This window comes from Cupriavidus sp. D39, from assembly GCF_026627925.1.
GTDB classification, from domain to species: Bacteria; Pseudomonadota; Gammaproteobacteria; order Burkholderiales; family Burkholderiaceae; genus Cupriavidus; species Cupriavidus ulmosensis.
The window spans coordinates 119,632-134,118 of the sequence record NZ_JAPNLE010000007.1 but is presented as its reverse complement, the minus strand read 5'-3'; the positions used below and the strand labels follow the sequence as shown (position 1 = coordinate 134,118).

General features: G+C 59.2%; 13 protein-coding genes and 3 pseudogenes. 6 read left to right on the top strand and 10 right to left on the bottom strand.

Annotation, left to right across the window (positions count from 1 at the left end; all coding sequences use genetic code 11):
- Positions 1-12: 12 nt before the first annotated feature.
- The 3 genes from OMK73_RS07570 to OMK73_RS07560 form a co-directional block, all read right to left on the bottom strand.
- Positions 13-453, bottom strand: a complete 441-nt coding sequence (locus tag OMK73_RS07570) for an Hsp20/alpha crystallin family protein (RefSeq protein WP_267600488.1) — start codon at positions 451-453, stop codon at positions 13-15.
- Positions 454-852: 399 nt separating this feature from the next.
- Entirely contained in the window at positions 853-1,059 is a 207-nt protein-coding gene (locus OMK73_RS07565) for a hypothetical protein (RefSeq protein ID WP_267601487.1), read from the bottom strand.
- Positions 1,056-1,211 (bottom strand): hypothetical protein, encoded by a 156-nt coding sequence (locus tag OMK73_RS07560; protein WP_267601486.1) that lies wholly within the window; start codon positions 1,209-1,211, stop codon positions 1,056-1,058. Before OMK73_RS07560 ends, OMK73_RS07565 begins: the two co-directional genes overlap by 4 nt.
- Positions 1,212-1,327: 116 nt before the next feature.
- Between OMK73_RS07560 and OMK73_RS07555 the strand changes: the two genes are divergently transcribed.
- A complete protein-coding gene (locus OMK73_RS07555) occupies positions 1,328-1,570 on the top strand; it encodes a hypothetical protein (protein WP_267601485.1) in 243 nt (80 codons plus the stop codon).
- 14 nt (positions 1,571-1,584) lie between these two features.
- Here the strand turns inward: OMK73_RS07555 and OMK73_RS07550 are convergent, their stop codons facing one another.
- Entirely contained in the window at positions 1,585-1,851 is a 267-nt protein-coding gene (locus OMK73_RS07550; protein WP_267601484.1) for a hypothetical protein, read from the bottom strand.
- 1,230 nt (positions 1,852-3,081) lie between these two features.
- On the opposite strand from OMK73_RS07550, the pseudogene OMK73_RS07545 reads away from it, so the two are divergent.
- Positions 3,082-3,433, top strand: a pseudogene (locus tag OMK73_RS07545) (transposase); the annotation flags it as partial.
- Here OMK73_RS07545 and OMK73_RS07540 read toward each other — a convergent pair.
- A pseudogene (locus OMK73_RS07540) lies at positions 3,406-4,340 on the bottom strand (ISL3 family transposase); the annotation flags it as partial. The pseudogenes OMK73_RS07545 and OMK73_RS07540 sit on opposite strands and share 28 nt — an antisense overlap.
- A gap of 160 nt (positions 4,341-4,500) precedes the next feature.
- Positions 4,501-4,677: a hypothetical protein gene (locus tag OMK73_RS07535; RefSeq protein WP_267601483.1), complete on the bottom strand. Its 177-nt coding sequence runs from the start codon at positions 4,675-4,677 to the stop codon at positions 4,501-4,503.
- A gap of 3,004 nt (positions 4,678-7,681) precedes the next feature.
- On the opposite strand from OMK73_RS07535, the gene OMK73_RS07530 reads away from it, so the two are divergent.
- The 3 genes from OMK73_RS07530 to OMK73_RS07520 are packed head-to-tail and all read left to right on the top strand — an operon-like array spanning position 7,682 to position 8,723.
- Complete coding sequence (locus OMK73_RS07530) at positions 7,682-8,392, top strand: ParA family protein (RefSeq protein ID WP_267601482.1); 711 nt, start codon at positions 7,682-7,684, stop codon at positions 8,390-8,392.
- Complete coding sequence (locus tag OMK73_RS07525; protein ID WP_267601481.1) at positions 8,389-8,562, top strand: hypothetical protein; 174 nt, start codon at positions 8,389-8,391, stop codon at positions 8,560-8,562. The genes OMK73_RS07530 and OMK73_RS07525 overlap by 4 nt, the downstream gene beginning before the upstream one ends.
- Positions 8,541-8,723 (top strand): hypothetical protein, encoded by a 183-nt coding sequence (locus tag OMK73_RS07520; protein ID WP_267601480.1) that lies wholly within the window; start codon positions 8,541-8,543, stop codon positions 8,721-8,723. The genes OMK73_RS07525 and OMK73_RS07520 overlap by 22 nt, the downstream gene beginning before the upstream one ends.
- Positions 8,724-8,755: 32 nt before the next feature.
- Here OMK73_RS07520 and OMK73_RS07515 read toward each other — a convergent pair whose 3' ends face one another.
- From OMK73_RS07515 to OMK73_RS38930, 4 genes and pseudogenes are all read right to left on the bottom strand, one after another.
- Positions 8,756-9,265: a hypothetical protein gene (locus OMK73_RS07515; RefSeq protein ID WP_267601479.1), complete on the bottom strand. Its 510-nt coding sequence runs from the start codon at positions 9,263-9,265 to the stop codon at positions 8,756-8,758.
- A gap of 668 nt (positions 9,266-9,933) precedes the next feature.
- Complete coding sequence (locus OMK73_RS07510) at positions 9,934-11,463, bottom strand: replication initiation protein (protein WP_267601478.1); 1,530 nt, start codon at positions 11,461-11,463, stop codon at positions 9,934-9,936.
- A gap of 1,677 nt (positions 11,464-13,140) precedes the next feature.
- A complete protein-coding gene (locus OMK73_RS38935) occupies positions 13,141-13,533 on the bottom strand; it encodes a toprim domain-containing protein (protein ID WP_420715505.1) in 393 nt (130 codons plus the stop codon).
- A pseudogene (locus OMK73_RS38930) lies at positions 13,525-13,827 on the bottom strand (DUF7146 domain-containing protein); the annotation flags it as partial. The gene OMK73_RS38935 and the pseudogene OMK73_RS38930, both read right to left, overlap by 9 nt.
- 225 nt (positions 13,828-14,052) lie before the next feature.
- Between OMK73_RS38930 and OMK73_RS07500 the strand changes: the two are divergent.
- On the top strand, positions 14,053-14,388 hold the full coding sequence (locus OMK73_RS07500; protein ID WP_267601476.1) for a hypothetical protein: 336 nt from the start codon (positions 14,053-14,055) through the stop codon (positions 14,386-14,388).
- Positions 14,389-14,487: the final 99 nt, after the last annotated feature.

Here is a 14,487-nt window from a genome sequence, read left to right as displayed (position 1 = left end):
TTTCTCCTCACATTACTGGACGGTGATCGCCCGAGGCCTCGAGGATTCGCGCTTGCCAATGCTGATCGACAGGCAGCCGTTGGCGTAGCGCGCCTGCACCTTGTCGGGATCAGCGTTCTGCGGCAGTTCGACGACGCGCCGGAACGTGCCGACGAAGCGCTCCTGTGCGTACGGCCGTGCCTCGGGGTCATCCTCCGACTGCGCCGCTTCGCGCTCGCCGCTGATCGTCAGCAACCCCTTGTCGATCGAGACCTCAAGCTTGTCTTGCTTGATGCCCGGGGCAAACGCGACGACTTCGATCGAGTCGTCCGTCGTGCCAATGTTGACGGCTGGGAATGCCCCGAAGCGGCCGGAGCGGATGCTGGACGGGAACCCGCCGAACAAGCTCACCATCTGCCGTTGCAGGCGGTCGAACTCGCTGAACAGATCGGTTCCGAAAAAGAGATCACTCATGGTCGTATCCTCCTGATGCAGCAAGGAGGCGAACGGGCAACGCGCTCCCACCCGCCTGCCAAGCCGCTGGCAAACAAACAGAAACACGCAGCGCGCAACAACGCGACTGCCTGAGCAAAATTAAAATAGGCAATCTGTTGCCGGTTTTCAAGGAGGAGGCATTCAATTTCCTCTTGAAGGCATCTAGCCGCCCCTATCTCTCGAATGCGAGGACTTGGCGCAGGGGGCCGAACGGATTTTGGCTCGGCGGGCAAGGGGTCATGCGCACAAGCATTGCCATTTTATGCGATACCGCCGAAGAAATTCTTGATGTCGACATCTAGCATCACTCGTACTCCCAACATCTGTGCCGAGCCACGTTGATCGCCTGATGTGCCGATCGTGGAACCGGTGTTTGACTCATACGGGTATCGTCCCGGACCGAGCGCCCACACGGGCCGCTCGATGCGCTGCACCTAGCACGGTAGCGCCACAGGCACCTCGACCGTCTTCGTCTTCGTCTGCGTCCGCCCGCGGTGCGAAATACAGCAGGTAGGCCAGCATCGGGGCGAGCACGGCGCCGAGTAGCGCCGACAGACCGCAAGCGCCCCAGTTGATCGTCTTCATGCCAGCACACCTCCCGCTGCCACATACACCCCGCGCAGGTAGTCCAGCGAGTGCTTGTTTTGCCCGTAGCCGGCGCCCGGCAGGCTGGCCCAGATGTCGGCCAAGTCCTTGTCTCGGCGCCGCTCGATGAAGTTGAAGAGCCGGCGCACCATCGCCCAGCTGCGCAGCCCGCAGGCGAAGACCAGCCCGATTTAGTCGCCCGCCCAGGCATGGAGGCTGAAGTGCTGGATCACCGCCGCCGCCGCCAACGCTCGACACCACCGTCGAGATGAGCGCCACGGCCCATTCCGCTGTGCTGCGTGGCAGCATATTGATCTTCACGACGATCGCCGCCAGGCCGCTGGCGCCGGCCGCCATGCCGGCTGTGCCGCCGATCGCCTTGAATGCGGCCGCGCCCGCGGCCCCCGCTGCGGCGCTGCCGCTGATTGGTTCCGACATATGTGCCCCCCAAAGAAGGAAGCCCGCTCGCGGCGGGCATGAAATAGCCACCCGAAGGTGGCTGGTGGACTAGGGCTGCTGCCGCGGCTACTCGCCGGCTTCCTCTTGAACCATTGGCTGCTGTGCTGCGGCGTATCCCAAGATCGTCACACCGTCGTTGTCTAGCTTCGTGGATTGCGCAGGCAGCTCCACAATCGGCGTTTCCGGATACATATCCGAGAGTAGAACCTTCGCAACATCTTCGGACTCGAATGGCCCGAAGTGAATTACATCTGGCCCGGTGACTTCAGCGAACAACCATTCGCCCGTTTCGAGTGGATAGATCACCACCAGCGTGCGCTCATGCCGATACATAGTTGCCTCCAGATCTTGTCATGTGCCCCAAACATAACTATCGATACTGGCGAGCCCCTCCCCTACTCTGGGGCGGGCGCCGCGCGACCACTGCGCGAAATCATTGTAGGTAATTAGCGGGGACCGACAAGTATCATCAGGCCCGCACCCAATAGGACACACCCGGATCTACCGGTGACGCCCGCCCGGCCCGCCAAATACATGACGGCGGCCGCCCCCGCCGCGGCTCTGCCTCTGACTAGGGAAAGACTGATTGTGCGACACGTGCTGCTGCCCATAGCGTGTCGAACGCCAAGTAGTAAGGGCAGCAAAGCTCGTTCTTGTCTTGTCGCATCCCAAGCGCCGAAGGAAAGCGTTTGGAACTGCGACCTGTTGTGCGACCAACAGTTGCCTATCCAGACATGCTCAACTGGTAACGGCTGGGTATGAAGCTTTGGAGACAACGTGCCTCTCGATTGACGGCTCACCCCGGTGACGGAGAGGGTCGACACTGCCAGCCGCCGTGCGGTGTGAGGTGCCTGGCAAGTTCCGCGTGCGTAACGTAAGTGAATTGTTGATAAACCTCGTCATTTCCGAAGGGCCAAAACGGCTGACAGGCCCTGACCAAAAGGTGTGCAGCCGGTTGCTCCTCTAATCAGAAGGAGCACGTCGTCACAAGCGCTGCCGGGGGAAAGACAGACGCTAAACGGATAGGCCCGGGAACGGTCGGGCCGGCAAGAACGGGAACGTGGTAAGCCCGATTCTCTGCCACGGTTCAGAACATCGAATCGGTGGCAGGCGACCCGCGAGGGAAGCTGTTGGGGAAGCGGGTAAGAGAACGCGGAAAAAGCGAATGCCGCTCTGTAATGGAACGGATAGGGGTTCGAACTTTGCCCCAGCCCGAAAAGGCGCAGACTTCCGCGTGGTGCGGCTGTCGCAGGCCCATATTTGAGGTTCGACGTAGGGAAGCTTGGAAGAGACTGCTGTATTGTGCAGTTCGGCGCCCTCGTCTCAGCAATGGGATGGACCAATGAAATGGCGTTTGCGAAGGTCTTGTGCAGTCTGGCGCGACCGGTATCAACGGATGATGCTTTAGCTGTGCTTGAGCCGTTTGCGGTGAAAGTCGCTTGGGCGGTTCTTTGGGGAGGGGGCGGCAGTGATGCCGCCTCCTTACCCGCTAATTCAGCACGACAGTCATCGCTGAGTGGCTTGTAAGCGTTGTCATGTGTATGCCCAAGAGATGAGTCGGAGATGAATCGACAGATCAGTTTTGCGGAAGCGGAAAGCCACGGCAGGAAGCGAGTGACACGCCGCCAGCGCTTCCTGACGGAGATGGAAACCGTGGTGCCGTGGTCGCGCCTGATTGCGGTGGTCGAGCCCCAAGGGCAGACGTGGGCGGCCACCGATTGGACTGGAGCGGATGCTGCGCATCTACTTCCTTCAGCAGTGGTACGGACTGTCGGACGAGGCGCTGGAAGACGCGCTGTACGACAGCCTGGCGATGCGGACCTTTGCCGGGATCGACCTGGCGGTCGAAGCAGTGCCGGACGCAACGACGCTGTTGAAGTTTCGCCGCGAGCTCGCGCCCGATTCCCTTCATCGTGCCGCCCTGGGCGCGTAGCGCCATCACCCGCTCGTACAGCGCCAGCCGCGTGGCGCGTCGCTGATCGCTCAGGCGCTGCCATGACCGGAGTGCCCAGGGTCACGCCACCCACCTCGACTTGCTGCGCGGCTTGGCGCAGTTGCGGTCCGAGTCGGTACAGCAGCCTCTCGACGTTGTCGCGCAGGTTGCACAGCAGATGCCAGCGATCGGAGACTTGCTTGGCTGCCGGCAGCGCGATGTCGACCGCCTCGGAGTAGGCCCTCGCCCGGTCCCGGGCGACGATCTCGATCGATGGGTGCGCACGCATCCACGCGGTCACCGCAGTTGTTTCCCTGCCGGCGAACACTTCGATCGGCTCACGTCGCTCCAGGTCGACGATGATCGTTCCGTACTGGTGACCGCGCGCGATCGCCCAGTCATCGATGCCGACGACCCGCGGTCGTGGTTTGCGCTTGCGCCCAGGAGCTCTTCGCAACTCCCGCAGCACGGTGTCGGCACTGGTGCGCAAGCCCAAGACGTTAGCAAGCCGGGCTGCCGCCTCACCACCGAGGGCGTGGCCCAGCGCGTGCAACGCCCGAGCCTGTGATCGCGTTCGACGTTGATGCCGACCGGCCAAGGCGTGGATGTTCTCGGCAAACGTACGACGGGGGCAGCCGGCATTCGCACACTTGAAGCGACGCACCTCCACGGCGAGAACGACCCGCTGCTCAAGCATCGGACGTTCTTCCAGCCTGCGCACATAGCTGCCGTGGAGTCGGTTACTCCAACGACGGCAGGCAGGACAAGGTGCCGCGCGAACCGTACTGCAGGCTTCGACAGTGATGGTCTCCCCTCGCGCGTCGCTGGAGACGACGCGCTTACCCACACGGGCGAGAATACGATCGATCCCACCGAGAACTTGGCTCATGGTAACGATCAACGTAGGGCTAGATCGGCACGAAATCAAGCCCTCGACGCGGCCGTCACACAAAGTGCGGAAGACCCGTAATGTTGATACCAACGCCCTCGCAGGGATCGCTAACTTATTGATTTGTTGAGATTTTCGCTCAAGCCCTGAGGTCGCACCTTTACTCCATTTCACAGCCGAGGGCGGAGCCCACGCCGGCCGATTGCGGCACGATCACGCGGCGGATGCCCAGGCGCGAGGCCAGCGCTGCTGCGTGCAGCGGCGCTGGCCTCAGGCTCAGCCTGCACGCGGCGGTGGTTGGCTGCTCGGGCGGATGGCCTTGGAAGATTATCGGCATTAACTACTTCTGTACAATTTGGGCCGGTTGATTATTTCAATGGAGCGAATTTCTGAAGATTCAAGCACTTAGCGCAGGAGGCGTTGCTAGGCACTATCCACTTTTCTTGACCAGTCGCCTAGTTGAGGTAGTCCTGCTGCCTGGAGTTTGACCTGGTCTAAATAGACCTCGAAGGTCGTTGACGCATCGGTCGGTCGGAACCATTGGTTTGTACGGAGCGGATGGTGTTTCCGCCCCAGTCGGTGGGGAAAGAGTAGTAGCCCCAAGCTTGCCAGCAGAACTGGCGGCAAGCCACGACTTCGGGCCGGGGCAACTGGGCCGTTGGCTTGTTTCGGCGTCATACCCTGCCCCCTTCGTGCCGAGCCATGGCCACGGCGAGCGCCGGCCCACAGGGGTAGATGGAGCCCCGGTCGCCACGACCCCACACGGCGCAACCCTGGGCTGACAGGGGTGCAACTGACTGCCGCTCGCGGGGTTCGTCACGGTGGCTTGGTGTCGGTATGAGCAGCCACAAGCGAGCGTAGCGGCCATTCCTAGGCTGGGGACCAGCCTCGTTGACTCCTCGCCCCTCAGGTCCGTCGGAAGTGCGGGGCTACAGCCCCCTCCAGCTACCAGATAGCTATCGGATAAGCTATTGCAATCACTCTCGGCCTCCTTACCGCCACCGCATTGGCTACCAGCTATCCACTGGGTACTAGATAGCTAGCCAATGAGCCAGCGGAACCGCCCGCGGGGCTACCTGCCTCCCCGCTACCAGATAGCTATCCGATAAGCCGTGGCGATTACTCTCGGCCTCCCGGCCGCCACCGCAGTGGCTACCAGCTAACCACTGGCTACTAGATAGCTAGCCAACGAGCAGGTCAGTCCAGCGGAATCGCCTGCAGGGCTACCTGCCACCCAACACCAGATAGCTAGCCGATAAGCCATGGCGATCACTCTTGGCCTCCCGGCCGCCACCACAGTAGCTACCAGCTAGCTATCGGCTACTAGATAGCTCGCCAAATAAGTAGGGCCAGCGGAATCGCTAGAAGGGCTGCCCGCCTCCCGGCTACCAAATAGCTATCCGATAAGACATGGCGATCACTCTCGGCCCCCGGCCGCCACCGCAGTTACCAGCATCTATTGGCTACTAGATAGCTAGCCAACAAACCAGGTCGATCTGAATCGCCTGCGGGGCCATCCCTCCCCGCCACTAGACAGCTATCCCACAAGCCAGTCTGCGGGGCTACTGGATAGCTATCCGATAGCCATGGCAAACGCTCTCAGCCGCCTGGGCGCCATGGCAGTGGCTGCCCGCTATCCATTAGCTACTAGATAGCTATCCCACGAGCGCCTGTGGGGCTATATGCCTCCCTGCCGGCTAAAGATAGCTATCCGAGCTATGGCGATCACTTCGGCGTCCTGGCCACCTCCCCCGCAGAGCTACTCCCCGGCTACTAGATAGCTAGCCAATACGCCAGATGCATCCGAATCGCCTGCGGGGTACCTGCACATTCAGGCAACCAGATGGCTATCCGATAGCTATCGGATAGCCATCAGGATCATTCTCGACCGCCTGACCGCACCGCGGTATCTACCAGCTATTCATTGGCTACTAGATAGGTAGCCAATACGCCCGATGCTTTGGGATCGCCTGCGGGGCAAACTGCCGCCTTCACGGCTATCAGATAGCTATCCGATATCCATGGCAATCAATCTGGGCCTTCTGGCCGCCATCGCAGTAGCTAAGCCACTCGGCTACTAGATAGCTAGCCGATATGTCCGTGCATCGGAATTGGCATGCGGGGCTACCCGCCTCCATCACGGCTCCCAGACAGCTATCCGTTAAGTGGCGGCAATGACCCACGGCTCTTGGCAGCCTTCGCAGTAGCAACAAGCGACACATTGGCTACTAGATAGCTAACCAATACTCCAGCTCCACCGGAAATCACCTGCGTGCCGAAACCTCCGTCACAGCTACCAGATAGCTATCCGATAAGTACCGTCGATACGCCTCGGCTCTTGGCTGCCACCGCAGTAGCTACCAGCTATTCATTGGCTACTAGATCGCTAGCCAATACCCCAACTCCATCGGAATCACCTGCGTGCCGAAACCTCCGTCACGGCTACCAAACAGCTATCCGATAAGTACCGGCAATAAGCCTCGGCTTCTGGCAGGCTCTGCTGTAGCTGCTCATTGGAAACTAGAGATGGCTTGCCAATCCGCTCCATCGGAGTCGCCTGAGGGATACCTGCCCCTCACGGTTACTAGATAGCTATCCGATAAGCCGCGGCGATCAATCTCGGCTTCCTGGCCGCCCCTAACAGTAGCTAGTAGCTACCAGCTATTCATTGGCATCGATAGCAAGCCGACTATCGGATCTGAGGTTCGTTGTGATGGCATAGTGCGGCTCCCAGCTACTCTTACTGCTACCAGATAGCTATCAAAGCGCGTCCTAGATTTAAGTCTCACCGATTCCCAGCGGCCCCTACGGTAGCTATCCGCTATTTGTCAGCTACTAGTTAGCTAGCCGTTGGCCAGGCAGGCTCACGATCACCAGAAGAGCGGTCACGTTGCAAGCGTTGGTGAGGTGAAAGCGGGGAAGGGCAGTGTGCCCTACGCCCGAGATTACCTCTCGACGAACCCTAGACGCGATATCGGCTAGCTTTCTAGTCGCGGATACCCATCTGGTAGCTATCGTAGGATCTGCCAGGGGGCGGGGGTGTCCCATATCGCCCCTTCATGGATAGCTATCTGGTAGCAGCAAGCGTCGTTGGCATCCGCCGCACGACTATTCAAGCAGCCGATTCCGCCCTGGGCACTGCTGTCCCCTGGCCTCCTCCGCGACGGGCGGAGGACGATCTTTCGTGGCGCCGAGGCAACATCCAGCCGATACTAAACAGCTACCATCTTGATAGCATAGTAGCTACCTAGTATATTTCGGCTACCCAAATGGTAGCCGACAGCCGTTTGCCCATCTTGCAGCATTGCTCCAAGTCTCCAACCGTACAGTCGAGGACTCATATGCCGACAGTCGTGTTTGTAAGCCCGAAGGGTGGCGCAGGAAAAACCACCTCCGCATTGGTTCTGGCGACGCAGATTGCGCTCCGCGATAAAAGCGTCACCATCATTGATGCCGACCCGAATCATCCGGTGAAGACCTGGGCTCAAGATGGTGCCGCGCCGCCGAGCTTGAGCGTCGTCTCGGACGTGACAGAAGAGACCATCGCCGACAGCATCGAAGAGGCTGCCAGAAAATCCGCTTTTGTGATTGTCGACCTGGAGGGCACCGCCGCGACAATCGTCGCCCATGCCATCAACGAGGCGGATTTTGTGGTCGTCCCTACGCAAGGGTCTCAGTTAGACGCGGAGCAAGCCGGCAGAGCATTTCGGCTGATCCGAGCGCATGAGCGCGGTATTCAAAAACACAAACCGGACTATAAGCTTCCCTACGCCGTTCTATTCACTAGGACGTCCGTAGCAATTCAGAGCAGGGACACGGCGCATATTCGGAAGAGCTTCGCTGCCGCAGGAATTCCAGTGTTCAACACAGAATTGAATGAGCGCGCGGCCTTTAAGGCAATGTTCTCGTATCGTCAAACACTCGACAAATTGGGACGGTCAGAAGTATCGAATGTAGAAAAAGCAATCGAGAATGCCGAGGCATTCGCGGGCGAACTCATTGGGCTTCTGCTGAAAGCCCGCGCACAGACAACGGAGGAGGGCGCAGCATGACCCGAGTAGATCCCCTGGCAGCCCTCGACGCCTTCGAGCTGGAGCCGGCGAAAGATAAGAGGCCGCGGTCCGACCGCGCTGATGTGGAGAAGATGGCTAAAGAGAACGGTTTCGTTAGCCGGGATCCAAAAAGCAAGAACCGCAGCCAATGGACTCACTACCGGCAGTAAAGCGCCGCCGACGCTATACGACTGGCCGTAACCAGCAAATTAACATCAAGGCTACCGCCGACACGATCGCTCGGTTCAATGCCAAGGCAGAGGCGTTGGGTATTCCGGCCGGAGCGCTCCTGGAAAAAGCTCTCGCCGCCCTAGAGGATGCTGAGCGCTAAACAACCGGTCTTCTAGCTTGGTTATCTGATAGCTACCAGCTACCATTCTCGTAACGGTCACTTTGTTGACTCGGGCTACACCGCCCGGCGCCCGGGCGATCAGCGGTCACCGCACGGGCGCCGCCAGTCGGACGACGTGGCGCGCAGCCCGTGCACGCCCAGGCCGATTCTGCGTTGACGCCGGCGGCCGCCGCGGCTTGCCCGACGATGCGGTAGACGCCATTGGGCTGAGCGCCGCGCCGGCGCGCGCGCGGGTATGCAGGGGCTGGAAGAGCGGGGCGGTGGGCAGTTCGGCGTGGCCTGCCGCCCGTGGCGGGATCCGGCGCGTCGAGCAGCGTGCGCGCCTGACCATCGCCCAGCGCCGGCGTTTTGCCCTCGTGGCTGTCGATGCGCGGCCGCTTGGTCCCTGCGACCGGATTGCCTTCGACCGCGTGGCGCTCGCACAGGTAGTCATAGAGGCTGGACAGCGCGGAGAGCTTGCGGCGGATAGTGGCGCCGGCGAGCGCGGTCCTCGAGCGTCTTGCGCCAGAGCGCGCTGCCACCTGGTCGCCCTTAAAAGGGCGCTATAAAGCAATTATGCAAAATCAATAACTATTGCTGGTAGATAATTTGGCCTAAAACGCCGATCCGCGCGCCAGCAGCCGGCCGTCGGCGTGGCGCCATCCGCCCCGCCTCCGCGCGGGGCTTTGTTGTTTTGGGCTGCGTTGTTCCGGCCGTTCTTCTGGCCCGTCAGAGGGGGCCGCAAGCGTCGCCGTCCGACGACTTGCAGTCGCTGCATGGCTCGGCGTTGGCCGGGGTGTAGGATGCAACAACTCTTCAGGCAGCAGCCGAGCAGCAGCTTTCACGCGTGCAAGGACGGCTATGCCGTCCTCGCTATCCTTCCTCCCCTTGAAAGGAAGAGGTTTGCCGCGCACCGGATCAAAATAATCGATCCGACTGGTGCACTGCTGTCGCCGCAGTAGCCCGCGCTAGTGACAGAGCTGTCGATGCCCGAACGGGCGTGGCGCGGGACCTTGAGTTAGAGGGGCTAGGATCTACCTTGCGTCCTGGCCTATAGGTATCTGGTAGCTACCAGATACCTATCAGTAACTACAACGCTACCTGTCGTCAATCCATGGGCTTGAGTGAGCATTGCTCAATCACTACCAGCGGATGCCGCGGTCCGCTCGATCTTCATTTTGGGCCGAGACGCAAACCTTGGTCCTGCCCATCAGGCTATATTCGGAATCAGGCCAACCTTAGCTACGAAGGCAAGGAAGGTGCTTTGAACAAGAGGATGAGTCAATTCCGGCGCATCGTTCTTCAGCTTGCGCTTGCCGATCACAGCAACGCTAGCCTCATCGGAGAGGAAGTTCTGCCAGATTTCCGCCTTCTCGGCGGTCGGAACTTGCGGCCACCATGCGTTAAATCGCTCAAGCGCTGTTTTGCGGGTGTCGGTGGAGAGTCGTTGTATCTCGAGTTCCCTGACCGCATTCCGGTTACGTTCGCGATGAACTGCCAATTCCGTCTTTTCCGCGGAAGTAAGAAAATACTGGTCTTCCGTATCACTCAAGGCCTTAGTGACGAGTGCATAGCCTTTGGTGAACTTCCGCTTCGCGAGAACATAGCGGAAATAAAGGACATCCGTTACTTCCTCAATCCGTTTCAGACGGAAGTTTCGGGTCAGCTCGCGGATCTGGGGGCTGCTTATGCCGAACTGCTCGCGTAGGACGGTGAAGCGCTCAGGATCGAGAGTGCCTTCCTCGTTCATGGTCAAGAGGTTCTTCGTGTTCTCCCAGATCTCGAACTTGATTGCAATGACCTTGCGGCCTCTGGTGATGTACTTGGGAGTCGCGCAATAGTCGCTCGATTGTTCAAGCTCTGCCAACGCAGGAACAATGACGCGCGCGGTTAGTCGCTTGAACTCCAAATACTCGGAATCCTCAATCCCCATCCGCTCGCGGAATTCCTCGAGCGATAGTTCTCCTGTCTGGCGACGCCAAAGGTTCTCGCGCAGCAACTCGTACATCGCATGAGCGTACTTGCTGCGAAAGCGCGCGTTCATGCGCATTGAGACGTGATAGTAACGTTCCGGTGCGCTGTACAGCTTCCGCAGCAAGGGCGGAATTTTGTAGTAAAGGGTTTTCCCGTCGATCAGAACGTCCTGCAGAATCTGAGTAGAGAACCAGCGCGAGTTCTCCGAAATCTGCATCAGTGACTGCTGCATCTCCTCGACCGAGTTTTTCAGATAGGAGGTGTCGTTATGATTGTGCTCGACCGACCAACTCAAGTAGTCCAGGGAGACCGAAAACGTATCCTGCGTCGTCATGTTCGGACGTGCGACGAAGAGTAACGTATTGTGAAGCTGCCGTTGGAGTAACTTCAGGGGGCGGACAAAGCGCACGCGTTCACTACTCTTCTTGAGAAGCAGTTCTTCTTCGACGTCGATGATGGACGTGCCTTCGTCGAACAGATCTAGGCTACGGCTGTAGTATTGCCTGGCCTCCTTCTCGTTGGAGAGGTAGAAGCGAGCCAAGTCATTCGAGGTAAGTGCCTTTTCCAGTGCCGCCTGGTCGTCGGGAGTGACTACTTCGGCTTCGACGCCGTTTACCGCGGCGGTAGTTTTGCGTCTACCGCGCACGGGTGGCTTGGATTCAGCGAGCACGAGCTCGAACGTCGCCGAATCTGCACTTGGTATTGAAAGCGGGATTGCGACCTCAGTCCCCGGTACTGCCTTGGGAGTTGCTTTGCTCGTGGCCATGACAGGTTGGCGGAATTTTTATTGAATTCGACTATGAACAATGTGGACTACAAAGTCAAATCGGTGACGTAGGCGATGGACTACCAAGGCGCTACTGATTGCCCACAAACGTAGTCCATGGAGGAAGCTGTGTATTTGCACAGTGATCGTTCGGGTACGCTAGCTCAGTGAAAGAGCTGTTTCTAGGCCTTTGCAACCTTTCCCAGAAACGTAGTCCATGGCGAATAATGATCACCGACGCGTAAACGCGACAGCCGTTTGTTGCCCGATTGATTCGTCACCGACGTGCCTCCGATCAGAGCGAATCACGCACATCCCACAGACGTAGGCCATAGAGTGCTGGTTCGTATCAGGTATGCCCAACGAGAGTGTCGAACGGATTCAGCTTGGATGCGCAATGGCCTACAAATTCCGGCGCACAACCCAACACTGGCCGAGGGACGCCTAAGCCGGCCGGCACGGCATTGCCTAGCGTTAAGTGGCTATCACAATTCTGCCCCAGGCTCTTGTCGTATGGACTACAAACTCCGGGGATAAGGCGCAGGGAAGCCGAGTCGATGGGAATGTGCTGCAAACCAGGCCTGGAAACGAGGGAAATGGTCTAGGAAGGGCGCGCGAGCTCCCAAGGACTACAAAATTCGGGAACATTTGGTCTGTTGAGCCCCGCCAGTCCGCAGTTCAATCCAGCTATGGCCTACAGATTCCGGGGGTGGCTTCCAATGCTCAGTCTTCCAGACGTCACCGGGTATATCCGGTATTTGTAGGCCAAAGAACCGTCGGATGAGACCATGTCGCCTCTAACATACTGATTTATAGGGCTTTATGGCATTTCACGTTGCAACTTGCTGCGTAAGTATGCGCTCACGTTCCTTCATGAAGAACACCTTGGTGGTCGATAGCGTGGAAGGACTATGTGAATGCGGTGAGCCTTGATCGGGGCACATATTCTTGATCGTCAACTAGGCGGCAGTCGGTTGGAGACGGGTTTCGGTTGCTAGGTCTCGCGCAAGTGATCGAGTCTATAGCAGTAAAAAATCAAATCAAATCGTTAACGTGGGCTAACTCATTGACTTAGCTACATTTTTTGCGATAACGGCCTACAGGCATGGGGAGTATGCTGCCCATATCCGTAGGCTTTTCGGCTTAAGCCCCCGTTTGTGGGGCCCCTATCGCCTACGTCTGTGGGAGCTAAAGCCTACGGTTGTGGGGCATGGCCTACACCCATGGATGGGGCCCATAGATGCTCTGTGGATAACTTGGTTTGTACGGGACGGCCTACGGATATGGGAGGCACAAAGCCAACGGCGATAAATTGTGTTGCCGGTGCACTAAGGACTACGGGCATGGGGCAACAAACCAGCATGAACTACGCAATGGACTACGGCTATGGGGGCAATTCTCACGCGCGCTCAGGAGTATGGACTACGGTTCTGGGGGCGAACGCCAGGGAATCCAGTGGTGGTACCGCTGTAATGTTCCGTCTGGGGTCCATGGTTTCGGGTGCTAAAGCATCAATGATGACTCAAATTTAGCATCGAACGCTCGCTCCTTGCGGTATGAATCCTGTGGAGATTTCGGTAGAAATCGTCCCGCGGGCGTACGAAAAAAACCGGCCCAACGGGCCGGTGAAGTACAGCAGGTTTCGCAGCCGGCGCCAGTCCGGGGTGTCGCTCAAGCCTAGGCCGCAAGCCGCAGATGCGCGGCCCTGAGCCAAAGGTCGGAATAGTCTTCGCCCTCGTTCCTCGGCACATGCAAGCGCACGCCAAAGCCCTTGGTGACCAATCGGGCCTTCAGCAACTCGGCATAGTGTTCACCTGGGCGCCAACTGTGCTTCGGATCAAGGGGATCCCGGTCTGCGCAGATGGTCACCTGGTCGAAGCGATCCCGCGGGATGTCGGCGGCGGCCAGGTTGCCGGCGTTCAACAGGCACCAGACTTCGATGCGATTGCCGGTGGCGGCCACCAGGGCCAAGCCGGTTTCGATACCCTCGCAAACAATGACCTTGCGGTTTTGGGCGGTCGGGCAATTCAGGCGGATGGCGGCGCCAGCGAGCTTCTGGGGGCTGGCCATCTGCTTTTTCACATCGGCGAAGGGCGCCTTGTAGCCATCTTTGCTCAGGTAGGTGCGGTGGAGCGTGACGGGTGCCCCATCTGCGCGCCTTGCCCTGGCCAGCATGACCGGCCAGTCGCCGCGATTCACCGGCTTGTCTTCATCGTTTGTATCCCAGTAGGCCATGGCCGAGTGATACCGAAGGTCGGGGGCGAGCCACGCGAGTTGCAGGCCGGGCACCCGCCGACTGAGGTAGACCCACACGGGCGAAGTCTCCATGATGGCCACCGAGCCCGACCAGGCCGCGTTCAGCTTCGCCCGCTTCTTTCTGGCCTGGCTTCCGCCTTCGCCTTGAGGCTACGCTCGTCGGGGCGGGCGGCTGGCCGTCCTACCGGGCGACTGCATGCATCGTCCTTCAGGAACTCAAGCGCCTCGCGATCACTCATGCCTGTGAATGCGCGTAAGAGCGTGTAGCCATTGCCGGCACCACAGTGATTGCAGAAGTAGGTGGAGGAGGCGTTTAAACGTCTCAAACACCGCATGGCACTCGAACACCTGTCCGGCCTGTCGCAGTTGGCTGCCAGGCAGGACTTCGGCGCCAAAATCCTGAGCGACAACCTCCACGCCCTGTGCTGCCTCACCGCCGCACAGGAATATGAGATTGGCTCGGAGCATCGGATCAACCGTGCCTACGCCATCACCGCCCTCAAACCTGTCCTGTCAGCGGCGCTGCTCGGCTTGCGCTGGGCCAAGGCCGCTCTGAATGAGACCTTGGCCGTGATCGCAACACGTATCCATCGCGTGCGGCCGGATCGCGCCAAGCCTCGTCCGCCTCGCCACAAACCTCATCGACATGCTGCTTATAAGGCCTGTTGATGCCTAATTGTTGATGCTTAACTTGGGTGGATTGCCTCGCTAGAGGGGAGCCGAGGCTTTGATTGGTGAGCGCTACATTTATCAGTTGGTGCGACCCCG